Source organism: Leucobacter denitrificans (assembly GCF_014396385.1).
Classification (GTDB): domain Bacteria; phylum Actinomycetota; class Actinomycetes; order Actinomycetales; family Microbacteriaceae; genus Leucobacter; species Leucobacter denitrificans.
Genome location: NZ_CP060716.1, coordinates 1,614,002 through 1,637,650 on the forward strand (window position 1 = coordinate 1,614,002; position 23,649 = coordinate 1,637,650).

A 23,649-nucleotide genomic window follows, 5' to 3' on the forward strand; every position below is an offset into this window, starting at 1 on the left:
AAAGGTTACCCATCGTAGCGGCGAAGTAGTGCGGCGAGTGCCTGGCCACCACCGATGCACATGGTGACGACGGCGTACTCGAGGTCTCTGCGATGCAGGTCGAGTGCGGCTCGCAGTGTGAGGATCGCACCGGTTGCGCCAACCGGGTGACCGAGCGCGATCGCACCACCGTATGGGTTGACCTTTTCGGGGTCGAGACCAGCGTCTCGAACGACTGCGACGGCCTGCGCCGCGAATGCTTCGTTGACTTCAAACACGTCTACGTCTGCGGGTGAAAGGCCGGTTTGCCTCCACAGGCGTTCGAGAGCAACAACCGGTGCGTACCCCATGAGTTCGGGCTCCATCGCTGCCGTTGCTACGGCCTCTAGGGTGACGAGGCCAGAAAGGCCACGCTCACGAACGTCCGACTCGCGCATGAGCACGGTTGACGCTGCACCATCGTTGATGCCAGATGAGTTGCCCGCGGTCACTGACCCCTCTGGGTCGAACGCGGGACGAAGGCCCGCGAGTATTTCGAGCGTTGTGTTTGGCTTCGGGTGCTCATCGACCGAAACTTCGACTGGCTTTCGTCCGCCCGACGATACCGTCACAATTTCCTCGGCAAAGGCAGCACGTGCCTCGTCAGTCGATGCTCGGCGCTGGGATTCGAGCGCAAACTCATCCTGCTGTTCACGCGAGATGCCGTACTTGTTTGCGACATTCACTGCGGTGAAACCCATGTGCTTGTTGCTGAAGGGGTCAGTGAGAATTGCGAGCGTACCGTCAAGGAGTTTGCGGTCGCCAAGTCGTGAATTGCCACGCGCATTGAACTCCAGGAACGGGGTGCGAGACATTGACTCGTTTCCGCCAGCGACGGCGACCGTGAGGTCAGGCGACCAGAGCAGTTCTTGAGCTGCAGACCAGATTGCTTGCAGCCCCGATCCACACAGACGATTCACGTTGAATGCCGGCACGCTGCGGTCGAGCCCAGCCCCGAGCGCAACTCGCCGAGCGTTGTATGCGTCTGGGCCCACCTGCGAAATGCAGCCCATGACAACTTCGCCAACCTCTTCTGCCCCGATACCGGTGCGCTTCAGCGCCTCGACGGTTGCTGCGGCACCGAGCTCGTACGCACCAACATCTTTAAAGGCACCCCCGAACGAGCCGATCGCTGTACGGGCACCTCCCAGAATGACAATCCTTTCGCGAGGTGATGCTGCAACCATGAATGCACTCCCTTGTTCACACCGGGTCGGAAATTGAGCCTATAGGCGGCAGTCTACCGACGAGCACCGCCTCCCTTCCCCGAAGGCAAAGGAATTCGACGCCCACGCTTCAGTGATCTCTTCGGCCCGCAATGTGACGGCGTTTCTTCTGCGAGTTCCGCATCGAAGGCATTCCGCTGATCTGGGCGGTTGAGCGTGATTCGAGCGATGCCATTATTGACGGTGACTAATACTGCATTGGTCATACGCAGATCATAGGGACGCCTTGAGGCTGATATTGTCGGTTTGACGCGGGTGAATAGTCACCACCAGAAGAAAGAAAATATCATATATAATGTTCAAAACATCTTGAGCATGAGGTTTCTTGAAGGGAAAAGCGATGAAGCTGGTCGTTCTAGTCAAAGAGGTGCCCGACACCTACGGTGATCGGAAACTGAACTTAGAGACGGGACTGGCTGATCGCGGCGCAAGCGACGCCGTGCTCGACGAGGTCACCGAGCGCGCGATGGAGGTCGCGCTGACCTACGCCGACGCAAACGCTGACACTGAGATTATCGCAGTTGCGCTCGCTCCTGAGGGGGCGACGGCAACGATCCGCAAGGCGCTCGCGATGGGTGCGACGCGCGCGATTCACGTCACGGATGAGGCGCTCCTCGGTGCTGACGCAATTCTTACCGCTGAGACACTTGCCGCGGCGATCAAGCGCGAAGGGTTCGACCTCGTCATTGCGGGTAACTCTTCAACTGATGGTTCTGGCGGCATGGTGCCCGCGGCTATCGCTGAGTACCTGGGTGCGGCGCATGTCTCCGGCCTGTCGAGCGTTGAGATCAGCGACTCCTCGGTTTCGGGATCGCGTCCGGTTGACGGTGGCGTGCAGCAGGTGAGTGTTGATCTCCCGGCCGTTATTTCGATTACTGAGGCACTTCCGGATCCCCGGTTCCCGAACTTCAAGGGCATCATGGCGGCGAAGAAGAAGCCGCTTGACACGGTTTCGCTTGGGGATCTCGGTGTGAATGCGGAGGATACTGAGGCTGCGCGGTCAATCATGCTTACTGTCGCGGAGAAGCCGGCACGTGAGGCGGGTATCAAGATCGTAAATGAGGGCGACGCGGCCGAGAAGCTTGCTGATTTCCTCGTAGAGAACCGTCTGGCGTAAGGGGAAGAGAACAAAATGACTGATTTCGCTACTGATTCAATTCTTGTCGTTTGCCTCCCGGCTTCGGCGGGCGACAAGCTTGCCAAGGCGTCTGCCGAGCTCATCGGTGCTGCTTCGCAGGTGGGCACCCCGGTCGCGCTCGTTGTCGGGCCAGCGTCGCTTGCTGCTGAGGCCGCTGAGCTCGGCGCCGCGCAGGTACTTGTTGCCGACACGGGTGCAGAGGGTACGCTCGTTGTTCCCGCCGTTGACGCAGCTACACAGGCTGTGGAGCTCGTGCAGCCCGATGCCATCGTGCTCGCACATGCTGAAGATAGTCGCGATATTGCGGCACGTCTTGCAGTTCGTACGAAGCGAGCGGTGGCTGTGGACGCGGTGGATATCACACGCGACGACCTCGGTGTTGTCGCGCATCATTCGGTATACGGCGGTGCCTACAACACGACGTCAGCGTCGACATTTGGTGCCCCCATCATTACCCTGCGCCAGGGTTCAGTAACGACGCGTGCCGCTGCCCAGACGCTTGTCGAGGTGCCACTCTCGGTCACCGCATCCGACAAGCCGGTCGCGAAAGTCACCGGGTTCGAGGTCGAGACGCAGGTCTCGTCGCGCCCAGAGCTTCGTGGTGCTGCGAAGGTTGTGTCGGGCGGCCGCGGGCTCGGGTCGCAGGAGAAGTTCGTGCTCGTTGAGCAGCTCGCCGATGCGCTCGGTGCTGCGGTTGGCGCGTCGCGTGCTGCAGTTGATGCGGGGTATGTGCCTGCGAATCACCAGGTCGGTCAGACCGGTGTGTCGGTGTCACCACAGTTGTATGTTGCATTGGGCATTTCGGGTGCGATCCAGCATCGTGCCGGCATGCAGACCTCGAAGACGATCGTCGCGATCGATAAGGATCCCGATGCACCGATCTTCGATGTTGCTGACTTCGGGGTTGTGGGTGACCTCTTTGAGGTTGTGCCACAGCTGATCAGTGCGCTTGAGGCACGAAAGAAGTAATCGTGGCGACGTATTCGGGCGAAATTCGCCAGGGCCTTCCACGGGTGCCGGGGGCGAGCCGTGGCCTGCCGGGGGCGTGGCCGCGTCGGCCGCACCGTCGACTGCGCCTACTGCAGCAGCTGCCGCACCAGCTGAGGCTCCGGCCCAACCTGTCGCTGTTGCGGCGGCGCCGGTTGCTGAGCCGACTGTTGCTGAACCTCAGGCTCCCGGGCCAGTCGCTGCCGCTGAGCCCGCGGCTTCGGCGGTGGATCAGGCAGCACCGGCTCCGACTGCGGCGTCAACCAAGAGTGTCCCGCTGCGCCGCGGTCTTCCCCGCGTTGCTGGCGGGGATCCGTGGCCGCCAGAGGGAACAGCCGCGGTTTCGGTTGCTGCCCCGGCCGCCGCTGCTGGTGCAGCTGCTGCGCAGTCGGCTCCTGCCGCTACCCCGGCTCCTGTTGCTCGGCATGCCGCTGAGTCCACTGAAGCTGTTGCGAGCGACGCGGGGGCCACATCGGTCGCTGCCGCCCAGCAAGAAGCCGCAGCACCGCGCGAGTTTGTCGCAAGCGAGACCCCGCTGCGCAGGGGACTTCCCCGCACTCCGGGTGGCGAGCCGTGGCCTGCCGAAGGGTTCGCGCCCGTGCAGGTTTCTGCGTCGGCGCCGGCCGCCAGCGCGGCACCGGCGACCGAAACCGCTCCTGCCGCAGAGTCCGCACCGGCCGAGCAGCCCGTTCGTAGGCAGCGCTTGGGTGCGGCCGCCGAGGCGCCGGCAGTAACCGAGAGCCCTGCCGCGCCTGCAGCTGCGGAGCCCGCAGCTGCCGCAGTCGCAGAACCAGCAGCTACCGCAGCTCCAGCAAAGCAGGCAGCACCTGCGGCTGCCACACAGTCGGCGCCAGCCGCGAAGCCCGCACCTGCATCGAAGCCGAAGCGTGAGCCGATCATGATCGGTGAGAAGACGCTCGGCCAGTGGGTGAAACTTGGCATCCTCGGCGTCGTCGGCGCGATCATTGCCGCCGGCATCTTGGTGCTCGCTGCCCGCGGTGTCACGACGCTTCCTGGGGTTCCCGAGTGGCTTGAACGCTACCCAGGCGAGTATGATCTCCCCGAATCGGCCGAGCCCGGGTTCCCATGGTGGGCGAGGTGGAGCCACTTCTTGAACATCTTCTTGATGGTGCTCATCATCCGGTCAGGTATTTTGGTGCGGCAGCAGCAGAAGCCACCGGCGTTCTTCACTCCGAAGCGCGGCGGCAAGAAGATCAGCATCAACCTCTGGCTGCACACTTCTCTTGATGTGCTGTGGCTTGCGAATGGTGTGATTTTCGTGGTGATGCTGTTTGTGTCTGGTCACTGGATGCGGATCGTGCCAACGAGCTGGGAAGTGTTCCCGAACGCTCTGTCAGCTCTGCTGCAGTACATGACATTGGATTGGCCTGCTGAGCACGGTTGGGTGAATTACAACAGTCTGCAGCAGATCATGTATTTCCTCATCATATTCATTGCGGCACCGGTTGCCGCGATCACCGGGGTGCGGATGAGTGAGTGGTGGCCGAAGAACGCAGAGAAGCTGAACAAGTTCTACCCGGCACCGCTTGCGCGTGCGCTGCACTTCCCGACGATGTTGTTCTTCGTCATGTTCATCCTGGTGCACGTGTTCCTCGTGTTCTCCACGGGTGCGCTGCGGAACTTGAACCACATGTTCGCGGGCACGGATGTCGTGAACTGGACGGGCTTCTGGTTCTTCGCTCTCGCGATCTTCTTGACCGCTGCGGGGTGGGTGGCTGCCAGGCCGCTCGTGCTCGCACCGATCGCGAGCCTCTTCGGCAAAGTGAGCAACAGGTAGAGATACAAAAATCCGGGCGGCGACCAGATGGTCATCGCCCGGATTTTTCTGTCTGCTTAGATGATGCCCGAGAGCTCGTTCTCGATCGCCTGCTTCGGCATTGCGCCGATGATCTCGTGCACCTCTTCGCCGCCCTTGAACACCTTCATCGCGGGGATCGAGGTGATGCGATACTTCGCAGCAAGGTTCGGGTTCTCGTCGACGTTGAGCTTCGCAATGACAAGCTTGCCCTCCTGCTCGCCGGCGATCTGGTCGAGCACTGGCGCAACCATGCGGCACGGGCCGCACCAGGCAGCCCAGAAGTCTACGAGCACTGGAACTTCGCTCTGCAGCACGACCTTGTCGAAGGTCTGCTCATCAACAATTACTGGTTCATTCATTGGTCTACTCCTTGATTTAGCTGAGGTTCGGCGGCTCGGCCGAAGAATTAGCCCGCGGCTACAGTTGCGGGGGCCTGTGACTCGAGTGCGGCGAGGTAGTGCTCGGCGTCAAGTGCTGCCGCAGTGCCCGAGCCGGCCGCGGTGATGGCCTGGCGGTAGGTGGGGTCAATGACGTCGCCCGCCGCAAACACACCCGGCACCGAGGTGCGCGACGAACGGCCGTCGACCCAGATGGTGCCTTCGTCAGTGAGGTCAAGCTTGCCGTGCACGAGGTGTGTGCGTGGATCATTGCCAACTGCAATAAAGAGCCCCTCAATGGGCAGTTCACTCTCTGTGCCGTCGACCGTGTTGCGAAGCGTCAGGCGATCCACCGCGGCGTCACCGTGGATCTCTTTCACCTCTGAGTTCCAAATGAACTCGATCTTCTCGTTGTCGAACGCGCGCTGCTGCATGATCTTCGAAGCCTTGAGTTCGTCGCGGCGGTGGATCACGTAGACCTTGCTCGCGAAGCGCGTGAGGAAGGTGGCCTCCTCCATTGCAGAGTCGCCACCGCCTACAACAGCGATGGTCTTCTCGCGGAAGAAGAACCCGTCGCAGGTCGCGCACCACGAAACACCGTGGCCCGAAAGCTTCTCTTCGCCCTCGACACCAAGCTTGCGGTAGGCCGAGCCGGTGGCGTAGATGACCGACTTCGCTTCGTGCACATTGCCAGCGGTGTCGGTGACCTTCTTGACCTCGCCAGAGAAGTCGACTTCGGTGATGTCGTCGTAGACAACTTCGGTGCCAAAGCGCTCTGCCTGCGCCTGCATCTTCTGCATGAGGTCTGGGCCCTGAATTCCCTCGGGGAACCCGGGGAAGTTCTCAACATCGGTGGTGTTCATGAGCTCGCCGCCCATGCTTACTTGGCTGGCGAAAAGCAGCGGCTTGAGTTCAGCGCGGGCAGCGTAAATTGCCGCGGTGAATCCGGCAGGGCCAGAACCGATGATGATGACCTCGCGCATGTTACTCCTTGGCGGTCTTGCGTTGGTATTTGGGGTAAATCCCGTAGGTGGTACAACCCATCCTAAAGCCGACCTATTCCCCTGCCGACTGCGCGCGCCTGCGCACACTGCGCCAGATGCCGAATCCGAACAGCAGCGCGGCGGCAACGGCAAGGCTCGCGATAGCAATTGATTCGAGCGATGTGCTGATCGAGACAGGTAGTACGTCGGTTGAGGAGGTGAATTCTTCGTCGGTGCTCGTGACCGAGAGCAGGATCGAAGATTCGCCCGAGGACACACGGCTTCGCACGGGAACAAGCACGCCCTCGGTTGAGTCCTCGGGCAGCAGAATGTCTGTGAACTGGCGCTCAGACATCGAGAGCGCTGCCGAGGTTGGGGCCGCTGAGAGGGTCACAATCGCGTCGAAGGGGAGCGGGTTGCGCAGTTGCACAGGAATCCTGCTCGAGACACCGACGAGCTGGGCCTTCTTCGTGCCAACGATTGAGACCCCGCTCTGCAACTCCTCGTCACGCTCGAAATAGGCGCGTTCGAGCTCTTCGACGTTTGTGGTGGCGGCCGCGTTGCGAGTCGCGAACAGGTTCAGAAGGCGCATGCGCTGGTAGCTGTCGAGATACTCGGGATGCACGAGAAGTGCGCGCGTTTCGAGCACAGCGCTTTCGTTTGCCGCAGCGCGTTCGAGTAATTCGATGCGCTCCGCGTCGGGCTCGGCGGGCTCGAGCACCGCGGTCCCTTCCGCTTGATTCTCGAATGCAGTCGTTTGCACCCAGTCTTGCGAGATCAGAGATTCGAGCACGTCGATGGGGTCTTCCGAGTCGACGATGCCGCCGCGATCCACTCCCAACACGAGGCCGTGCTCACTGGTCATTGCCGCGAGCACGAGACGGGCCTGCGCCTGGGCCGCGCCGAGATTACGCTCGGCGTCGGTCGCACCTCCGAGCGCGAGCTGCACGCCGCTCGTGAGCTCTTCGTCGGTCACCGCCGCCGATCCGTCGCCGAGCGTAGCCTGTGGGCCCCCCGTCAGCGTGACATTGCTCGAATTCACCACTGTGAAGTCGAGGCCCGAGCGATCGAGCAGCGTCATTGTCTCGTTCGAGACCCGGCCGTCGGCGGGCCACGCACCTGGCAGCCCACCGGGCCAGTCGCCAAGCGCTGAGAGCGTCGGCTCCCCGGTCACGGGGTCGGCTGCGGTGTCGACCGTCGCCGACACGTCGGTGGCTGGCGCATCGCTTTGTGGATCGTCAGGGTTCTCGGGATCCGAGTCCGTTCCGCCTGTTCCATCCGACGTTGAGCCCTCACCCTCTGTACCCTCGGCATCAGAACCGGCCTCGTCCTCTGCCTCGCTCTGAGAGCTCCAAGTGCCGAACCGAGTAATGAAGTCGAGGCCCTGTGGCATAAGCAGCCCTTCGAAGTTCAGGGTTGCTTGCGCCGCGGGATCCGCATCGGCGTACTGCAGCGTGAAACTCGTGAGCGAACTGCGCTCGAGCCGGGCCAAAAACTCTTGCGCCGACTCGGGCGCTTCGTCGCCGTACGCACGCACGGCCGCAATAATGCGTGGATCAATCGCGAGCATCGCATCGGTCTGCGTCGCAAAGTCGAGGAGGTCGTCGAGGCCCGGCACTGCGTCTTCGAGCTGAGGGCGCGAGGGCATCGAGTGCACGTCTTCGGGGAGCAGAAGGGGAACGATGAACGAGACCTTGACGTTCGCAGTCGGATCGCTCGTGCCCTGCCACACGATGGGGCTGTAGGCGGTGAGGGCGGCTTGGCTGCTCGACTCAGCCGCGACATACTTCGCGTAGAGGCGATACACGCCAGGCTCGGTGGAAAGAGCGAAGGGCACCTCATCCATTGGCACGGTGACCGTGACTTCCTGCTCGCTCGCGGCGGCCGTCACCCCGATCTGCTCGGTCGCAACAACAACAGGCGCGGGCCGATTGTCGCTCTCTGCAACCTCAGGGCCCGTCGGCAAGATCACGCTGCCAGACACGATCTGATCGCCGAGAGAGAGCTCAATCGACCCGTCGGGCAGGCTGCGCTTTCCTGAGTTTCGCAGGAGCACGCGAAACTCGACCTCCTCTTGCGTCGCAAGAATGACCGGATCCACCGGGGCGACAACGAACTCGACGTCCTCCGTAACCGCTGCTTCATCGGCCGCGTCTTCAGCCGCATCGATTTCGCCGGATTCCTCGGTTGCGTGGGCCACGGCGAGGCTGTTCGCCTGCACGAGCACCCCGGTGAGAGGAAGAGCGAGCGCCAGCAACCAGGCAGCCCACACACCGGGGCCTCGTGTTACTCGCATGGGCTTAAGTTTAGGGTTGCGCAGCCCAGGTAACCTTAATGGGTGCTTTCTCTTGCAGAATCTATGGCTGCCCTTCAGCGGATCGCGGACTCCAAACCCGTGTCAACGCTCGCTGCGGCGTTCGCTGATGCGGGCTACGAGTTCGCGCTCGTAGGCGGGCCGGTGCGCGATGCCCTGCTTGGCCGCGCTGTGACGGATCTTGATTTTACGACCTCGGCGAAGCCTGACGAGACGCGCGCTATTCTTGAGCGCCTCACGAAGAATATTTGGGATGTTGGCCGCGATTTTGGCACCATCGCCGCGAAGCTCGACGGCGAGACGGTCGAGATCACGACGTATCGCGCTGACACTTACAGCGACGACTCGCGCAAGCCAGACGTAGCATTCGGGGACTCGATCGAGGGCGATCTCGTACGTCGTGATTTCACGATCAATGCGCTCGCGCTGCTACTCCCCGAGATGCGGCTCGTCGACGTGTCTGGCGGCGTCGAAGATCTGCTCGCCGGGCGCATCAAGACGCCTGGCGAACCCGAGGTGTCGTTCACTGACGATCCACTGCGCATGTTGCGTGCCGCCCGGTTCTCGTCGCAGCTCGAATTCGAGGTGGATCCAGACACCGAGGCCGCAATGGTGCGGTTTGCTGAGCGGCTCGACATTATTTCTGCTGAGCGAATTCGCGAGGAACTCGTGAAGCTGCTCGCAACCGGCGACCCCGTGCCCGGGATCCGGTTGCTCGTCGATACCGGGCTAGCGGAGCGTTTCTTGCCCGAGCTTGTGGCCCTCGGGACGACGCAGGACGACCACGGGCGCCACAAAGACGTGTACGAGCACAGTCTTACCGTGCTGCGGCAGGCGATTGAGCTGGAAGAGGCTCGACACGGGGACAGCGAGGGTGGGCCCGACATCGTGCTGCGCCTCGCGGCGCTGTTGCACGACATTGGCAAGCCCGCGACGCGGAGGTTCGAGCGCGGAGGCGTGACCTTTCACCACCACGACGTGGTTGGAGCGAAGCTCGCGAAGAAGCGCTTGCGCGAGCTGCGCTTCGACAACGACACGATTAAGAAGGTGTCGAGGCTCATCGAACTGCACCTGCGCTTCTTCGGGTACAGCGACCAGCAGTGGACCGACTCGGCAGTGCGGCGCTACGTGCGCGACGCCGGTGACGTGCTCGAGCAACTGCACATCATCACTCGCGCAGACGTGACCACAAGAAACCGTCGCAAGGCCGAGCGCCTTGAGCACGCCTACGATGACATCGAGCGGCGGATCGCTGAGCTTGCCGAAGCTGAAGAACTCGCGGCCGTGCGGCCCGAGCTCGATGGTGCCGAGATCATGCGGTTGCTCGATATTCCGCCGGGTCCGGTGGTTGGTAAAGCCTATGCCTACATGCTCGAGGTTCGGCTCGACGAGGGCCCAATCGGCAAGGAGGCAGCCGAAGCGCGGCTTCGGGCGTGGGCAGCAGAGAACGGGATAGGGACTGATGAGTGACGCTGAAGTGAAGCCTGCGGTTCACGAGTGGTTCGGCGGTGCAGTGCGCGTGCTCTTTGTGCACGCGCACCCCGACGACGAGACAATCACCACGGGTGGAACACTTGCGGCGCTCGCCGAAGCCGGACTCGAACCCCTACTCGTTACGTTGACGCGCGGGGAGCAGGGCGAGGTCGTTCCCGGGCCGCTTGAGGCGATGGCTGCGGCTCACGGCCTTGCTGTAGTGCGCCAGAATGAGCTCAAGAACGCGCTCGCGATGCTCGGTCTCGAACGCCACGTGTTCCTCGGAGTTCCGCCAGCGCGTGCCGCCGACCTTGAACCGACGATCTACGAAGACTCAGGCATGTCGTGGCTGCCAGACGGTCGCGCCGGTGCGTCGGAGAACGCCTCGGCTGACTCGTTGACCACGGTTCCAGCCGTTGAGTCACTCACCGACCTTTTAGCGGTCGCCAACGACTCCGGCGCCGGCGCGATCGTGAGCTACGACGATGGCGGCGGGTACGGACACCCTGACCACGTGCATGCGCACTGCATCGCTCGTGCCGTCGCAATGGCGCTTCAGCTGCCGTTCTGGGAGATCGTGTCGGGTGACGTTGCCGATATAGGTGCTGACACAAATGCTGACACTGTTGCTGACACTGCGGTCGAGGCCCACGACATCTCCCCCTGGTACGAGCGCAAGCAGGCAGCACTCCGCACACACACCACGCAGCTTTCGGTAGACGGTGATGACATTGTGCATGTGGGCGGGCAGCGCCACCCCATTGGTCGCGTTGAGCGGTTCAGGCGCGTGGATGATCCACTTCGGTGACCGACCCGGTTGACCAGCTCGGACGACCGCCAGCAGCGACCCAATCGGGCGATCCACATCCCCTATCGCAGGTGTCAGGCGAGCACCCATCTCGGGCGAGTAAAGTAGAGAGTTGGGCCATCGCCCGGGCTTGAGAAGAGAATTGAGATTTCGATGAGTGTCAAAGTCGCCCTTGCGGGCATCGGAAACTGTGTAAGTTCGCTGGTTCAGGGAGTCGAGTACTACCGGAACGCTGATGACAATGAACAGGTTCCGGGCCTTATGCACGTTCGACTCGGCGGGTATCACGTCTCAGATCTCGAGTTCGTTGCCGCGTTCGATGTCGACGCGCAGAAGGTTGGCCTCGACCTCTCAGAGGCCATTTGGCAGAGCCTGAACAACACGATCAAGTTCTCTGACGTGCCGCACATTGGGCTCGAGGTGCTGCGAGGCCCAACGCTCGACGGCCTCGGTATCTACTACCGCGACGTTGTCGAGGAGTCGACCGTGACGCCCGTTGACGTTGCGCAGGTCCTGCGCGACACCGGGGCAGAGGTGCTCGCCTGCTACCTTCCCGTTGGTAGCGAAGAAGCAGTGAAGTTTTACGCGCAGGCTGCGCTTGAAGCCGGTGTCGCCTTTGTGAACGCGATACCTGTGTTTGTCGCGAGCGACCCAGAGTGGGCTGCGAAGTTCGTCGAGGCCGGCCTGCCGATCGTCGGCGACGATATCAAGAGCCAGGTCGGTGCCACCATCACGCACCGGGTGCTCGCGCGCCTCATGGAGAGCCGTGGAATCGCGCTCGACCACACCTATCAGCTGAACGTCGGCGGCAACATGGACTTCAAAAACATGCTTGAGCGCAATCGCCTGCACTCGAAGAAGATCTCGAAGACCCAGGCAGTGACATCGAACATCGTCGCCAATCTGCCCGAAGAAGACGTGCACGTTGGCCCGAGCGATCACGTGCCGTGGCTAGAAGATCGCAAGTTTGCGTTTGTGCGCCTTGAGGGGCGAGGCTTCGGCGACGTGCCGATGAGTCTTGAGTACAAGCTTGAGGTGTGGGATTCACCGAACTCGGCCGGAACGATGATCGATGCGATCCGCACGGCCAAGGTCGCGCTTGATCGCGGTCACGCCGGGCCCGTCGAGGCCGCGTCTGCGTACTTCATGAAGTCGCCGCCCGTGCAGAAGCCCGACAGCGAGGCGCGCGCCGAGCTCGAGGCCTTCCTCGCCGGGGAGTAGGGGGCTCCCTTCCTCCTTCCCCTTCTCCTTAACCACCCACGACTTCCTCCCCAACCTCCCTCCCTCAGCATCCCCCAATTCCTCTGCTGCATCCCAGGATCGGCGCAGAAACCTCAGTGATTTTGGCCCTCAAGGTCGTACTTCTTCACGCAGATTCTGAAGAGGCTGAGCGAGGAAGGTTAGGTAGGCAGGGTTGTTGGGTGGAGCCCTTCACTGCGCGGCAACGATGGCGGCGGCTAACCGCCCCAAGAACCGTCGTGGATCGCGAAGGTCAAGCGCCGTCACGAGTAGCACCCGCCAACCCGCCGCACGCATGGCTTCGTGGCGCTCGTTGTCGCGCCGTGCTTGCTCGGCGCCACCTTCGAAGTGGTACTGTCCCTCGTAATCAATGGCAATCTTCCACTCGGGATACCCGAGGTCGGCATGCAATAGCTGACTTTCAATCGGCACAGGGCAACAGGTGATGGGTTCGGGCAGACCGGCAGCCCGAATGAGCAACCGGGTGTGAGTCTCAGTCGGCGATTCGACACCCGTGCGGAGTAGAGGCAGTGCTTCCCGGAGCCTGCCAACACCGGTGCACCCTGAGAAGCGGCGCACCGAGTCTCGCAGGTTGTCAAGAGAAGACATGGGTGCCGCCCAACGGTCTTTCCCTGAGATGAGGAAGTCGCCGACGATTACGAGCTCCTCTAAATCGGCGACAGGAGCAAGTAGAGCCCAAACGTCTTCTGGGGAGGGCACCCAGTAGGGTGCCTCGGGGAGACTACTCAGTACACCGTCACCTATTTGCATGCCTGAAACCCCCTGTCGAGTAGGCGGTCTAATCGGGCGAACCGCCCCAACGTCAACGTGATTGCCAGCGTTGCGCGCCAGTCGTCCGTTCGGCAACCCAAGGAGCTTTGCAGCGGTTCGCCGAGTGAAAAACTGTCCCGGTCTCAGGCAAAGCGCGATTGAAGCGACCCGGGTTTCAAAAGCCTGCGGATCCACACCCGGCGCAGTGACGACACCGTGGGTCGACCTGCCAATGCCTTTTGCGTAGAGACGCCATCGGTGAGTACCCGAGTCGAGCAGGGTGCCCACCCGCGCAATGGGGATGTGCTTTGAGGATTGATACCCGGAGTTTTGAAACGGAGCAAGTGGACGCATGGCCGAAACGCTACGTGCGTGATGGCGCGGAAGGTTGGTTTTGCACAGTCGAGCGAGAGGAAATCTGGCAAATATCAGTTGTGGACGGAGATGGGGTGGGGTTAGTGGCGGGCGTAGATGCGCTCGAGAGCTTCGGCGTGCGCGGCCCAATTGTGTTGTTCGGCGTGATGGCGGGCTGATTGGCCAAGCGCTGCGCGGCGGTGTGGATCGGCAATCAGCGCCGCAATCCCTCGCCCCCAGTTGTGTGGATCGCGATCCGCCAAGTGCACACCCGCCACACCATCGGGCGCCGCTTCAACGAGACCCGTGTGACCGCCCGCGAGGATTGGCACGCCTGACGCCCCGGCCTCAAGTGCTGTGAGGCCGAAGGTTTCGGAGTGCGAAGGAACCAGCACTAGCGCACTCGAAGCGAGGAGCTCGGCGGCCTGCTCACGGGTCTGGGCAGGGAGAAAGCGCACGCGATCCAATATTGAATACTCGGCGCAGAGCTCGCGCAGGTTGTTGGCATAGGCCTCTGCGCCGGGGGTCGGCTCCCCCGCGATGACCAACTCGGTGCTGGCGGCGAGTTCGGGGTAGGTTCGCGCGAACTCCCCCATCGCTCGGATCGCGAGATCTTGGCCCTTGAGCGGCTGCACGCGACCGAGCACCGTGATGCGCAGAGGGCTGCCTGGCGTGTGGGCAGGGTCGGTCGACTCCTCTACTGCGAGCGGTGCCGAGGTTGATCGAGTCGGTTGGGGCTGAGCCAGAGGCTGTGGCTGGAATGGGGGTCGCGGCCGAAACAGCGAGGTGTCGACGCCCGGATGCACGACGGCAGAGCCGATGCGGGGGGATTCGCAGTACTGCTCAACCGCGTCGAGCTCGCTGGCGCTTGCCGCAATGACAAAGCAGCGCTGTGTGAGCTCGAGTTCGGCTTCTAGGCGTACCAATGGCTCGGGACTGTCTCCGGGGGCGAGTCGCGCATTTTTCTGCGCACCCAGCGTGTGAAAGGTGAGGTGTGGAGGGTTTGTGGATCCACCTGCGACCCCAAAGGCTTCGAGTGCCGCGACCCCACTCAACCAGTAGTGCGCGTGCACCGCATCGAACTTGCCGAGGGCCCTGAGCCCCTGTGCAAACTCGGAGACGACATCGGGAAGCTGTTCTTTGCGCAGTGCAGGGTCGCCCGCCGGAAGCACGTGCAAGGTAACGCTCCCGGGCACTGCCAGAATGCCCGCCGAGGCAGTGCGCTCTCCCGTGGCCAAGTATTTGTCTGAGACTGGGTACTCCCCCGCACGAAGTTCGCTCGTTTCGCGCGTCACCATGACGACGTCGTGACCTCGGGCCGCTAGAGCACGAGCGGCCTCGGACACGACGACGTTCATTCCGCCCGCGTCGCCAGAACCCGGCGCGGCCACTGGTGAGGTGTGCATAGAGACGAGGGCGATCCGCATGAAAGCAATCGTTCCATGGAATCTCAACTTTCGTGGGCCGAGCCCGGGTCGTGGAGGCGAGATATCTCGGGATGACGGGCACGCCATGAAGTGATAAGCTGTTCAGGTTGTCTGTGTGTTCGGCACTCTGCTGTTCGCACAGAAACAATGCACAAACACCCTCCTGCCACAGAAATCCTGTGGCCGTTAAGTCCGAAGGAGGTGGGTCAGTAATGCATACATACGAACTCATGGTGATCCTCGATCCCGGTATCGATGAGCGCACTGTGGCCCCGAGCATGGACAAGTTCCTCGGCGTTATCCGCAATGCGGGTGGCGAGATCGAGAACGTGGACATCTGGGGCAAGCGCCGTCTCGCATACGAGATCAACAAGCAGTCTGAGGGCATCTACGTCGTCGTGAACTTCACCGCGACCCCTGAGGCAACCGCTGAGCTCGACCGCCAGCTGGGCCTCTCAGAAGCCGTGCTTCGCACCAAGGTGCTGCGTGCCGATGAGCTCATTGCTCAGCGTGCCGCAAAGGCAAAGCGTGACCAGGCTAAGGCCGCTCGCGCTGCTAAGGTTGGCGCATAGCTTATGGCCGGAGAGCCGCTGATCACAGTCGTCGGCAACCTTGTTGCCGATCCCGAGCCTCGCGTGAGCCAGGCCGGCAAGTCGTGGGTGACCTTCAGGATCGCCTCGACCCCGCGCGTGCGTGACCGTCAGTCTGGCGAGTGGTCAGACGGCGAAGCGCTGTGGCTCGGTTGCCGAGCATACGGTGAGTACGCCGACAATATTGCGGCAACACTCACCAAGGGCATGCGCGTTATCGTGCAGGGCCGCCTCACCCAGCGCAGCTACACCGATAACCAGGGGCAGCAGCGCACCTCTCTCGACCTTGAGGTTGAAGAGGTTGGGCCGTCACTCCGCTTCGCGACCGCACAGGTAACGCGCGGTCAGGCACGCGGCCAGGTTGGCGGATTCGGTGGCGGTCAGCCACAGGGCCAGAGCGGCTGGGCTCAGCCGCAGGCACAAGCACAGGACAATCCCTGGACCAACTCGGGTCAGGGCGCGCAGGTCTCATCGAATAGCTCCTCCGACTTCGGTGGCGGCTTCGACGATGAGCAGCCCTTCTAAGACACACTTCTTGTTCTGGTCCATGCCAGAACGCATTACGAAAAGAGATCACCATGGCAGGCAAGTCAAGCGGCGCAGGCCGCAAGCCGGCTCGCGGCAAGAACGCTAAGGCGGCCGCACCGGCGAAGAAGCAGACCGTTGGCGTCATCGATTACAAAGACGTCGCAACGCTTCGCAAGTTCATTTCTGAGCGTGGAAAGATCCGCGCCCGCCGTATCACCGGCGTGTCCGTTCAGGAGCAGCGTCTGATCGCAAAGGCAGTGAAGAACGCCCGCGAGATGGCTCTCCTCCCCTACGCCGGCTCTGGCCGCTAAGGAGAGACCATCATGTCGAAAGTTATTCTTACGCACGAGGTCCGTGGCCTCGGTTCCGCGGGTGACGTAGTCGAGGTAAAGAACGGGTACGCCCGCAACTACCTCGTACCCCAGGGTTTCGCAGTGAACTGGACCCGCGGTGGCGGCGCTCAGGTCGAGCAGATCCGTGCGGCACGTGAGGCTCGCGCGCTTGCTTCGGTCGAAGACGCACAGGCGCTCAAGGCGAAGCTTCAAGAGGCCGGCAAGATCCGCCTCGAAGTAAAGACCGGCACTGGTGGCCGCCTCTTCGGCTCGGTAAAGCCCACTGCTGTTGCTGCCGCTATCGAGGCCGCTGGCCTCGGTGAGGTAGACAAGCGCAAGATCTCGCTCCCGACCATCAAGTCGACTGGCGAGTACAAGGCGACCGTGCACCTGCACGAGGGCGTCGATGCTGTGGTGACCATTCAGGTAATCTCACAGCGCTAAGCGCGCGCAACGCATTTAGAACGGGGTCTGATCCGCAGATGTGGATCGGGCCCCGTTCGTCGTTCCTGGGGGCGGTTTTGGGGCGTTACCGGGGATGCTTGGAGCGCGCCTGTCATGCGTGCGGCAGTCGGGGCGCGCTGGTTATTGAGACGTGCCGTATCAGTGAATAGCGCGTGAACAGGGAGTTTTGGGGTTTAGAAGAGGCTTAGGCGAAAGCGGGAAAGTTCTCCACATGTGGGCATTTCTCGCAAGCTTAAAGTTGCACCTGAAGGTTGATAACTTTTCTTCATTAGTGAGATAAAACTCCAGGTCACAACGCGTGTTTCAGGAAAAACCCACATTTGATCCACAAGTTATCCCCAATTATGTGCATAACTTGCGGCGTTTCACCGTGAGTTTCGCACAGAGTTATCCACAGGGCAAAACTCGGATGGTTGAACCAACTTGCGCGCACCCCTACGGTGAATGTCTGAGGTCTGGGGTGTCATCAATAGGTAACAACCCGGGTTTCACAGAAGGAGTCAACGAGTGTCGATCGCCCATCTTGGAATCTCGCAGCCCATGGACGAGCAGCGAGGCCATGAATACGAACGCACGCCTCCGTACGATCTGCTTGCAGAGCAGAGTGCGCTTGGTGGCATGCTGTTGTCGAAAGACGCCGTCGCTGATGTAACTGGTGTGCTGCGCGGCGATGATTTCTATGTACCTAAGCACGAGGTCATCTACGACGCGGTATTGACGCTGTACTCGCAGGGAGAACCCACCGATGTCATTACGGTGACGGATGCGCTGGCGAAGGCTGGCGACCTGCAGCGCGCTGGTGGGGCTGAGTACCTGCACACGCTCACGAGCATCGTGCCGACCGCGGCAAACGCGGGGTTCTACGCCGACATTGTTGGCGAGAAGGCCGTCTTGCGTCGACTGGTCGAGGCCGGCACTCGCATTGTGCAGATGGGATACGCAGCAGAGGGCGAAGCTCTCGACCTGGTCAATATCGCCCAGTCAGAGATCTACTCGGTTACGGGAGAGGCGCAGAGCGAGGACTATGTTCCGCTGTCACTCGCGGTTGACGCGGCGATCGAGGAGATCCACCGCGCGAACTCAACCCCCGACGGCATGCTCGGTGTGCCAACCGGATTCAGCGAGCTCGACGCCATGACCAACGGATTCGCTGGTGGGCAGATGATCATCATCGCCGCGCGTCCGGCCATGGGTAAATCAACACTCGCGCTCGATGTTGCGCGGCATGCGTCGGTGCACGCGGCTGCGCCGACAGTCTTCTTCTCGCTTGAGATGGGTCGTGCTGAGATTGCGATGCGTTTGCTCGCGGCAGAGGCCACGATCCCCATGCAGACGCTGCGTAAAGGATCGCTTGACAGCCGTGACTTTCAGAAGCTTGCGGCAACTCAGGCGCGAATCGCTGAGGCGCCACTCTACATCGACGACAGCCCGAACCTCACGCTCGTTGAGATTCGGGCGAAGTGCAGAAGGTTGAAGCAACAGCACGGACTCAAGATGGTGGTTATCGACTACCTGCAGCTGCTCTCAAGCGGTAAGCGGGTCGAGAGCCGCCAGCAAGAGGTGAGCGAGTTCTCGCGTGCGCTGAAGCTGCTGTCGAAAGAACTCGACGTGCCGGTCATCGCGCTTTCGCAGCTCAACCGTGCATCCGAGCAACGTGCTGACAAGATGCCCGCGATTAGCGACCTGCGTGAGTCGGGTTCGCTTGAGCAAGACGCCGACATGGTCATTCTGCTGCACCGCGAAGCGTCAAGCGATCGAGATCACCCACGCGCGGGCGAAGCAGACTTCATCCTCGCAAAGCAGCGTAACGGCCCCACCGGCACCGTCACGGTTGCGTTCCAGGGCCACTACTCGCGCTTCCAAGACATGCCGCAGGGTATGTAGTCGCCACCTCACGCCGGAGTTTCGCAGCCTGACGGGGTAGAATCCGGTTGTTAGGGAAAGGGGAGCGATGAGTTCGTCAGTTCGCGGTAAGCGCGCAGTTGATCCGTCGCTTCTCGCACCCCGCTGGGTGCGTCTGCTTCGCGCGATCGTGCTGTGTGTTTTCGGCTTTGCGATCACGTTCTCTGCAACGCTCCACGAGGATCTGGGCTTTGACGTCGCAATCGTCTCTTCGGCTCTCGTGGTTATTGGCGCTGTGCACATCATTGAGTGGACGAAGCGCCGGGGCAAGCCCGGCGCACCAGTCGCGCTCTTGCTCGGAGTGGTCTCGATCGTTGCGGGCATCTTGGTCTTTACGATCCGCCTCGAACTTGGCCTTGCGGTTGTGATTGCCGCGTGGGCGCTCATATGTGGGCTGCTTGAGTTCGTGGGCATCACAGTTGTTCCAGGTACTCGCTCTGAAGGTGCACTCGTTGGCTTCGCGGGGCTAGTGCTCGCACTCGCCGTGCTGATCGTGCGAGAAGATCTCGTCGCCGTTGTCGGCTTCTTCGGCGGTTACGCCGTGCTTACCGGGGTGTTCTTGGGCATTGCCGCCTTTGACCCCCGCCATTCTCGTGCAAGCAGCGGAGCTCGCCAGCAGTTGTCAAATGCATCAGTTGATCCCAAGAGAGCGAGCGATGACTCAGTCTTCTGACCCTAAGCCCCAAGATCCGATCATCCCAACCCGTAGAGATCGACTCAAGCCACTCGAGCTTCTCGGTTTCTCGGGTGTGCTCGCGGTGTTTGCTGGTCTCATCGTGCTTATGGCGTCGCGTTCGTGGGTGCTTGCGCTCATTTTTGCGGTGATCACCTTTATCGCAAGCGTGATGATGGTTGCCCTGGTTGGCCTGGGCAAGAAGCCTTCAGACGAAGACGTAGAGGCGCGCAAAGATCTGCAGAAGCCTGACGCCGACTGGCACTAGTCGCTCTGCCAGTTACCTTCTCTACGGGCGTGCAGCGATCAGCTGGTGACGACGTGATGGACGTGACACGTTCGGCACCAGAATGCAGAGGACTCGCGTCAATGTGGTGAGCCAGAGCAACATAACGCCAACGACCAGGCTCTCAAGCACGGTTACCGAGATGAGCGGCACGACGAAGGTGACTACGAACGCACCAACAGCGATGACCACTGAAACTGCGGTGACGATCCGGAGCGCCAATGGCGGATCGGGCAGGGTCGTCGCAGTGAGGATTGCCGAAGCGATGAGTAATCCGAGTGTGAGGAATGCGACGATTGCGTGCGGAAGCGGCAGCAGGTAGATCGGAAGCATGCCAACAGCGGCGAGCGCTAGACCTGCGAACGCCCAGAGCAGCACAGTTGCCCCGATCCGACGCAGCTGACCATCCCCGAGAAGCCGGTGCAAATCCCGGCCAATGTAGGAGCCAATTGTCGAAACCAGCGCTCCTGCGATCATGAGCGTGCCATTGAACGCGAAAGCGCTCTCCCCAGTACCCAATTGCGAGAAGTTTCGCTGCCACCACGTTGGGTCGGTGGCGGTCGTCATGGCGAACAGGGTGCCGATTATCAAAAATGCGAAAAGCAGGGAAGTGAGGTTGCGTGTGCTCACGCTCACCCCGGTCTGGAACGCGAACCGACCGGCCACGGCAGCAGCGATGCCCACAAAGATGCCGCCTCCGACAGCGCCGACCTCAAGACCTTGCAACCCAATTTCGAGAACCTCCCCGAAGAGCAGCACCCCTAGGCCGGACACACCGCCGAGAGTAAAGGCCACCGCAGCCGTAGACACCGTAGATACGAAAACCTGCCAGTGCGGCATCGGTCGTGCCTCGCCGCTTCGATGCCGTATCGCGCTCACGCTGAACGCCGCGGCAGCAATAACTCCGGTGACGAGCGCCACGATTAGGATCACCGAACTTGGACCCGTAAACGGGCGCGAATCACCCCACAAGATCACCGTGCCCGAGAGCAAGCCAAGCAAGAAGCACGCTCCGGTCGCCAAAAGGGCTTCAACTTGGCGTCGAAGGGCCTGCTCGACCTCGTTCATGCCTCTATCGAAGCACGCCGTGCCGCTAATACATAGCGGTGTCGCGAGCGTCGCGGCAGGTAGTTAGTCTTCGGGGTCGGCGGGGTCGATCGGGGAGTGATGGTCGAAGTTCGCCTCACCGCTGCGCCAGTAACCCGAGATGTCGTATTGCTCGCGCGGTAGACCGAGTTCGTCGCGAATCACGCGGCGCAACGGGATGAGCCGGTTCGCGTCGCCAGCAGCAAAGACAAACGTGTCGTCGGTGAGCTCGCTGTCGAGTAGCGCCTGATCGAGACCGCCGAGCGGCTCGCGAACAGTGACCTCGCGACCCGTCGCATCGCGCAGGTAGTCAACGACCCAGTCGATGTCGTCGTATGAAACGTCGGCGACGACCTCAACCTCGACAGCCGCTGGCACGTCGGCGATCCACCGACTTGTCGCCGGGAGCGCCGTCTCGTCGACGATGCAGAGCAACTGCGAGATACCGGCGGGAACCGTCTTTGAGCCACGCGGGCCAGCAACGACCAGTTTGTCGCCAATGGCGGCCTTCTCGGCCCAGAACGATGCGGGGCCCGGGTCTTCGTGCAAGAAGAAGTCGAGATCGAATTCGGTCGCGCCCGAAGCATCGACGCGCACGTTCATCGGCGTGAAGAACCTGCCGAAGATCTGTGCGTCGGGCATCACCATGCCGTCTTCGCTGGGGCCCACGGCCGTTGGCGCATTCAGCTCGCCGGTGAACGGGTGCGGGAAGAACACCTTCATGTGGTCGGTTGGCCCGGTCGAAGCGAAGTCGTGCAGGTCTGGCCCAGCGAGTGTCACGCGCGCAAATGTAGGAACCGGGCGTGAGACGGCGGTGACCGTGACCTCTCGCGCTGTGAACCGGTGGCGGGTCATTTCCCGGCTGAATTTCGCAACTTCACTCATGCTTCAACTCTCTCGTACAACTCTGAATGCCTACAACGCGCGGTGTGCTAGTCGAGAAAATCGATGAGCTCGGCCGCGATTCCGACATAGCCAGCGGGGGTGAGTTCGAGCAGTCGCTGCTTCGCCTCGTCGCCGATTTCGAGTGCAGAAACGAACTCGACGAGTTCGGTCTGCCCGATGCGGCGGCCGCGAGTGAGCTCCTTCAGCGCCGCATATGGGTCGCTGATGGTTGAGCGGCCGGCGGTGACCTCGGCGCGAATCACAGTCTGGATCGCCTCGCCGAGCACCTCCCAGTTCGTGTCGAGGTCTGCGGCGAGCACCTCGGGTGCCGCGTCAATCTGACCGAGGCCGCGCTTGATGTTGTCGAGCGCGAGCACCGAGTGGCCGAGGCCGACGCCGATGTTACGCTGCGCCGACGAGTCGGTGAGGTCGCGCTGCCAGCGGCTCGTCACGAGCGTGGCGGCGAGCGAGTCGAGAATCGCATTCGAGAGTTCGAGGTTTGCCTCGGCATTTTCGAAGCGGATCGGGTTCACCTTGTGCGGCATCGTCGAAGAACCCGTCGCACCAGCCACTGGGATCTGACGGAAGTACCCGATCGAGATATAGCTCCAGATATCGGTCGCGAGGTTGTGGAGAATGCGGTTCGCGTGCGCGATGCGCGTGTAAAGCTCTGCCTGCCAGTCGTGCGACTCGATCTGCGTGGTGAGCGGGTTCCAGTCGAGCCCGAGACCCTCGACGAACTCACGCGAGATTGTCGGCCAGTCGGCGTTTGGATCCGCCGCCAAGTGCGCCGCGAAGGTGCCGGTCGCGCCCGAGAACTTGCCGAGATATTCGATGGCGTCGATCTGATCGAGTTGGCGCTTCAGACGGTGCACGAAGACGGCGAGCTCCTTGCCGAGCGTGGTCGGCGTTGCGGGCTGACCGTGCGTGCGGCTCATCATCGCGAGCTCGCGGTACTGCGCGGCCTGGCGCTCGAGCTCCTCGATGACGTCGACGAACTTCGGCCGCCACACATCGGCAATCGCCTGCTGCACGGTGAGCGCATACGAGAGGTTGTTGATGTCTTCGCTCGTGCAGCACACGTGCGTGAGCTCGGCGAACTGCCCGAGCCCTTGCGCTTCGAGGCGATCGCGCACGAGGTACTCGACTGCCTTCACGTCGTGCTGGGTGACGCGCTCGGTCTCAGCGAGCTGATCGATCTCGGCCTGCCCGAAATTCGCGGCCCACTCGCGCAGCGAGGCAAGTTGGTCGTCGCCCATCGGCGATCCACCAAGCAGCGAGTGCTCGGTCAGGTACGCGAGCCATTCAACCTCAACGTGCACGCGTGCCTTGTTCAGGCCCGCCTCGGAGAGACTGTCGCCAAGCCCCTCTACTGCCTTGCGGTACCGACCGTCGAGCGGGCTGATGGGCTGCGGGGGGAGCGAAGTCATTGGGTCTCCGTGGCGTTAAGGGTGGATCGCGACACCCCATTCTCCCATGGTCGCGTCTCGACTATCAGCGGCCCTTCTTCTTGTTGGTTCCGAGGAGTCCGTTCATGATTGCGGCGAGCACCGACATCACGAGGGCCGCGAGCACGCCCCACCAGAAACCGTCGACGCGCAGACCGAAGTCGGCAAGCTCAGACAGCCAGGCGACCACAGAGATCATGATCCCGTTCACGATCAGCCCGAATAGGCCGATAGTGAGAATGTAGAGCGGAATCGAGATGAATCGAACGATCCGCCCGAGCGTGCCGTTTACAAGCCCGAACACGAGAGCGACGAGCAGGAGTGTGAGCACTGGCGCATAGGTGTCCGAGCTGTAGGGCTCGATCCACACCCCGTTTTCGCCCGACCCACCCACAATGAGCGTCGTGAGCCACAGCGCGAACGCGCCGACGAGCACCCGAATGATTAACCTCATACCTCTATGTTCTCGCGAACCTGCCTGAAGATTCCAGGGTGGATCGAGGGGTTCCACCTCATTAGC

At 61.9% G+C, this 23,649-nt stretch carries 23 protein-coding genes; 13 read left to right on the forward strand and 10 right to left on the reverse strand.

Annotation, left to right across the window (positions count from 1 at the left end; translation table 11 throughout):
* Nucleotides 1-5 precede the first annotated feature (5 nt).
* Entirely contained in the window at nt 6-1,205 is a 1,200-nt protein-coding gene (locus tag H9L06_RS07815; protein WP_187554661.1) for a thiolase family protein, read from the reverse strand.
* A 379-nt stretch (nt 1,206-1,584) separates the two neighbouring features.
* On the opposite strand from H9L06_RS07815, the gene H9L06_RS07820 reads away from it, so the two are divergent.
* The 3 genes from H9L06_RS07820 to H9L06_RS07830 all read left to right on the forward strand — a co-directional run bounded on the left by H9L06_RS07820 (nt 1,585) and on the right by H9L06_RS07830 (nt 5,167).
* On the forward strand, nt 1,585-2,361 hold the full coding sequence (locus H9L06_RS07820; RefSeq protein ID WP_187554662.1) for an electron transfer flavoprotein subunit beta/FixA family protein: 777 nt from the start codon (nt 1,585-1,587) through the stop codon (nt 2,359-2,361).
* Nucleotides 2,362-2,376: 15 nt separating this feature from the next.
* The gene (locus H9L06_RS07825; protein WP_187554663.1) at nt 2,377-3,351 is read left to right on the forward strand and encodes an electron transfer flavoprotein subunit alpha/FixB family protein; all 975 of its coding nucleotides are present in this window, start codon (nt 2,377-2,379) and stop codon (nt 3,349-3,351) included.
* Between the two features lie 76 nt (nt 3,352-3,427).
* Nucleotides 3,428-5,167 (forward strand): cytochrome b/b6 domain-containing protein, encoded by a 1,740-nt coding sequence (locus tag H9L06_RS07830; RefSeq protein WP_187554664.1) that lies wholly within the window; start codon nt 3,428-3,430, stop codon nt 5,165-5,167.
* Nucleotides 5,168-5,223: 56 nt separating this feature from the next.
* Here the strand turns inward: H9L06_RS07830 and trxA are convergent, their stop codons facing one another.
* The 3 genes from trxA to H9L06_RS07845 all read right to left on the reverse strand — a co-directional run bounded on the left by trxA (nt 5,224) and on the right by H9L06_RS07845 (nt 8,844).
* Nucleotides 5,224-5,547 (reverse strand): thioredoxin, encoded by a 324-nt coding sequence (trxA, locus tag H9L06_RS07835; RefSeq protein ID WP_187554665.1) that lies wholly within the window; start codon nt 5,545-5,547, stop codon nt 5,224-5,226.
* Between the two features lie 47 nt (nt 5,548-5,594).
* The gene (trxB, locus tag H9L06_RS07840; protein WP_187554666.1) at nt 5,595-6,548 is read right to left on the reverse strand and encodes a thioredoxin-disulfide reductase; all 954 of its coding nucleotides are present in this window, start codon (nt 6,546-6,548) and stop codon (nt 5,595-5,597) included.
* A gap of 73 nt (nt 6,549-6,621) precedes the next feature.
* A complete protein-coding gene (locus H9L06_RS07845; protein WP_187554667.1) occupies nt 6,622-8,844 on the reverse strand; it encodes a DUF6049 family protein in 2,223 nt (740 codons plus the stop codon).
* 42 nt (nt 8,845-8,886) lie between these two features.
* On the opposite strand from H9L06_RS07845, the gene H9L06_RS07850 reads away from it, so the two are divergent.
* The 3 genes from H9L06_RS07850 (at nt 8,887) to H9L06_RS07860 (ending at nt 12,364) form a co-directional block, all read left to right on the forward strand.
* Nucleotides 8,887-10,332 (forward strand): CCA tRNA nucleotidyltransferase, encoded by a 1,446-nt coding sequence (locus H9L06_RS07850; RefSeq protein ID WP_187554668.1) that lies wholly within the window; start codon nt 8,887-8,889, stop codon nt 10,330-10,332.
* The gene (locus tag H9L06_RS07855; RefSeq protein WP_187554669.1) at nt 10,325-11,143 is read left to right on the forward strand and encodes a PIG-L family deacetylase; all 819 of its coding nucleotides are present in this window, start codon (nt 10,325-10,327) and stop codon (nt 11,141-11,143) included. Before H9L06_RS07850 ends, H9L06_RS07855 begins: the two co-directional genes overlap by 8 nt.
* A gap of 153 nt (nt 11,144-11,296) precedes the next feature.
* Complete coding sequence (locus H9L06_RS07860) at nt 11,297-12,364, forward strand: inositol-3-phosphate synthase (RefSeq protein ID WP_187554670.1); 1,068 nt, start codon at nt 11,297-11,299, stop codon at nt 12,362-12,364.
* 210 nt (nt 12,365-12,574) lie between these two features.
* Here the strand turns inward: H9L06_RS07860 and H9L06_RS07865 are convergent, their stop codons facing one another.
* Nucleotides 12,575-13,507 carry a hypothetical protein gene (locus tag H9L06_RS07865; RefSeq protein WP_246454319.1) on the reverse strand — a complete coding sequence of 311 codons (933 nt, stop codon included), beginning with the start codon at nt 13,505-13,507 and terminating at the stop codon, nt 12,575-12,577.
* 101 nt (nt 13,508-13,608) lie between these two features.
* Complete coding sequence (locus H9L06_RS07870) at nt 13,609-14,934, reverse strand: glycosyltransferase (protein ID WP_187554671.1); 1,326 nt, start codon at nt 14,932-14,934, stop codon at nt 13,609-13,611.
* 212 nt (nt 14,935-15,146) lie between these two features.
* On the opposite strand from H9L06_RS07870, the gene rpsF reads away from it, so the two are divergent.
* From rpsF to H9L06_RS07905, 7 genes are all read left to right on the forward strand, one after another.
* Nucleotides 15,147-15,506, forward strand: a complete 360-nt coding sequence (gene rpsF / locus H9L06_RS07875) for a 30S ribosomal protein S6 (RefSeq protein WP_187554672.1) — start codon at nt 15,147-15,149, stop codon at nt 15,504-15,506.
* Between the two features lie 3 nt (nt 15,507-15,509).
* Complete coding sequence (gene ssb / locus H9L06_RS07880; RefSeq protein ID WP_187554673.1) at nt 15,510-16,049, forward strand: single-stranded DNA-binding protein; 540 nt, start codon at nt 15,510-15,512, stop codon at nt 16,047-16,049.
* A 53-nt stretch (nt 16,050-16,102) separates the two neighbouring features.
* Entirely contained in the window at nt 16,103-16,363 is a 261-nt protein-coding gene (rpsR, locus tag H9L06_RS07885) for a 30S ribosomal protein S18 (protein ID WP_187554674.1), read from the forward strand.
* 12 nt (nt 16,364-16,375) lie between these two features.
* Nucleotides 16,376-16,828, forward strand: coding sequence for a 50S ribosomal protein L9 (gene rplI, locus H9L06_RS07890; protein WP_187554675.1), 453 nt, complete (start codon nt 16,376-16,378; stop codon nt 16,826-16,828).
* Between the two features lie 528 nt (nt 16,829-17,356).
* Nucleotides 17,357-18,733 (forward strand): replicative DNA helicase, encoded by a 1,377-nt coding sequence (dnaB, locus tag H9L06_RS07895; protein ID WP_187554676.1) that lies wholly within the window; start codon nt 17,357-17,359, stop codon nt 18,731-18,733.
* Between the two features lie 67 nt (nt 18,734-18,800).
* Nucleotides 18,801-19,424 (forward strand): DUF308 domain-containing protein, encoded by a 624-nt coding sequence (locus H9L06_RS07900; protein WP_187554677.1) that lies wholly within the window; start codon nt 18,801-18,803, stop codon nt 19,422-19,424.
* Nucleotides 19,408-19,692, forward strand: coding sequence for an ABC transporter ATP-binding protein (locus H9L06_RS07905; RefSeq protein WP_187554678.1), 285 nt, complete (start codon nt 19,408-19,410; stop codon nt 19,690-19,692). The genes H9L06_RS07900 and H9L06_RS07905 overlap by 17 nt, the downstream gene beginning before the upstream one ends.
* A gap of 21 nt (nt 19,693-19,713) precedes the next feature.
* On the opposite strand, the gene H9L06_RS07910 is transcribed toward H9L06_RS07905, so the two are convergent.
* The 4 genes from H9L06_RS07910 to H9L06_RS07925 all read right to left on the reverse strand — a co-directional run bounded on the left by H9L06_RS07910 (nt 19,714) and on the right by H9L06_RS07925 (nt 23,583).
* Nucleotides 19,714-20,778 carry a DUF998 domain-containing protein gene (locus tag H9L06_RS07910; protein ID WP_187554679.1) on the reverse strand — a complete coding sequence of 355 codons (1,065 nt, stop codon included), beginning with the start codon at nt 20,776-20,778 and terminating at the stop codon, nt 19,714-19,716.
* A gap of 63 nt (nt 20,779-20,841) precedes the next feature.
* On the reverse strand, nt 20,842-21,681 hold the full coding sequence (locus H9L06_RS07915) for a siderophore-interacting protein (protein ID WP_187554680.1): 840 nt from the start codon (nt 21,679-21,681) through the stop codon (nt 20,842-20,844).
* A 47-nt stretch (nt 21,682-21,728) separates the two neighbouring features.
* A complete protein-coding gene (gene purB, locus H9L06_RS07920; protein WP_187554681.1) occupies nt 21,729-23,111 on the reverse strand; it encodes an adenylosuccinate lyase in 1,383 nt (460 codons plus the stop codon).
* 64 nt (nt 23,112-23,175) lie between these two features.
* Entirely contained in the window at nt 23,176-23,583 is a 408-nt protein-coding gene (locus H9L06_RS07925) for a phage holin family protein (protein WP_187554682.1), read from the reverse strand.
* Nucleotides 23,584-23,649: the final 66 nt, after the last annotated feature.

What these genes read in the sequence shown, in the direction of transcription:
- H9L06_RS07815 (WP_187554661.1), bottom strand. Translation starts at nt 1,205, where the DNA reads ATGGTTGCAGCATCACCTCGCGAAAGGATTGTCATTCTGGGAGGTGCC.
- H9L06_RS07820 (WP_187554662.1), top strand. Translation starts at nt 1,585, where the DNA reads ATGAAGCTGGTCGTTCTAGTCAAAGAGGTGCCCGACACCTACGGTGAT.
- H9L06_RS07825 (WP_187554663.1), top strand. Translation starts at nt 2,377, where the DNA reads ATGACTGATTTCGCTACTGATTCAATTCTTGTCGTTTGCCTCCCGGCT.
- trxA (WP_187554665.1), bottom strand. Translation starts at nt 5,547, where the DNA reads ATGAATGAACCAGTAATTGTTGATGAGCAGACCTTCGACAAGGTCGTG.
- trxB (WP_187554666.1), bottom strand. Translation starts at nt 6,548, where the DNA reads ATGCGCGAGGTCATCATCATCGGTTCTGGCCCTGCCGGATTCACCGCG.
- H9L06_RS07845 (WP_187554667.1), bottom strand. Translation starts at nt 8,844, where the DNA reads ATGCGAGTAACACGAGGCCCCGGTGTGTGGGCTGCCTGGTTGCTGGCG.
- H9L06_RS07855 (WP_187554669.1), top strand. Translation starts at nt 10,325, where the DNA reads ATGAGTGACGCTGAAGTGAAGCCTGCGGTTCACGAGTGGTTCGGCGGT.
- H9L06_RS07860 (WP_187554670.1), top strand. Translation starts at nt 11,297, where the DNA reads ATGAGTGTCAAAGTCGCCCTTGCGGGCATCGGAAACTGTGTAAGTTCG.
- H9L06_RS07865 (WP_246454319.1), bottom strand. Translation starts at nt 13,507, where the DNA reads ATGCGTCCACTTGCTCCGTTTCAAAACTCCGGGTATCAATCCTCAAAG.
- H9L06_RS07870 (WP_187554671.1), bottom strand. Translation starts at nt 14,934, where the DNA reads ATGCGGATCGCCCTCGTCTCTATGCACACCTCACCAGTGGCCGCGCCG.
- rpsF (WP_187554672.1), top strand. Translation starts at nt 15,147, where the DNA reads ATGCATACATACGAACTCATGGTGATCCTCGATCCCGGTATCGATGAG.
- ssb (WP_187554673.1), top strand. Translation starts at nt 15,510, where the DNA reads ATGGCCGGAGAGCCGCTGATCACAGTCGTCGGCAACCTTGTTGCCGAT.
- rpsR (WP_187554674.1), top strand. Translation starts at nt 16,103, where the DNA reads ATGGCAGGCAAGTCAAGCGGCGCAGGCCGCAAGCCGGCTCGCGGCAAG.
- rplI (WP_187554675.1), top strand. Translation starts at nt 16,376, where the DNA reads ATGTCGAAAGTTATTCTTACGCACGAGGTCCGTGGCCTCGGTTCCGCG.
- H9L06_RS07900 (WP_187554677.1), top strand. Translation starts at nt 18,801, where the DNA reads ATGAGTTCGTCAGTTCGCGGTAAGCGCGCAGTTGATCCGTCGCTTCTC.
- H9L06_RS07905 (WP_187554678.1), top strand. Translation starts at nt 19,408, where the DNA reads ATGACTCAGTCTTCTGACCCTAAGCCCCAAGATCCGATCATCCCAACC.
- H9L06_RS07910 (WP_187554679.1), bottom strand. Translation starts at nt 20,778, where the DNA reads ATGAACGAGGTCGAGCAGGCCCTTCGACGCCAAGTTGAAGCCCTTTTG.
- H9L06_RS07915 (WP_187554680.1), bottom strand. Translation starts at nt 21,681, where the DNA reads ATGAGTGAAGTTGCGAAATTCAGCCGGGAAATGACCCGCCACCGGTTC.
- purB (WP_187554681.1), bottom strand. Translation starts at nt 23,111, where the DNA reads ATGACTTCGCTCCCCCCGCAGCCCATCAGCCCGCTCGACGGTCGGTAC.
- H9L06_RS07925 (WP_187554682.1), bottom strand. Translation starts at nt 23,583, where the DNA reads ATGAGGTTAATCATTCGGGTGCTCGTCGGCGCGTTCGCGCTGTGGCTC.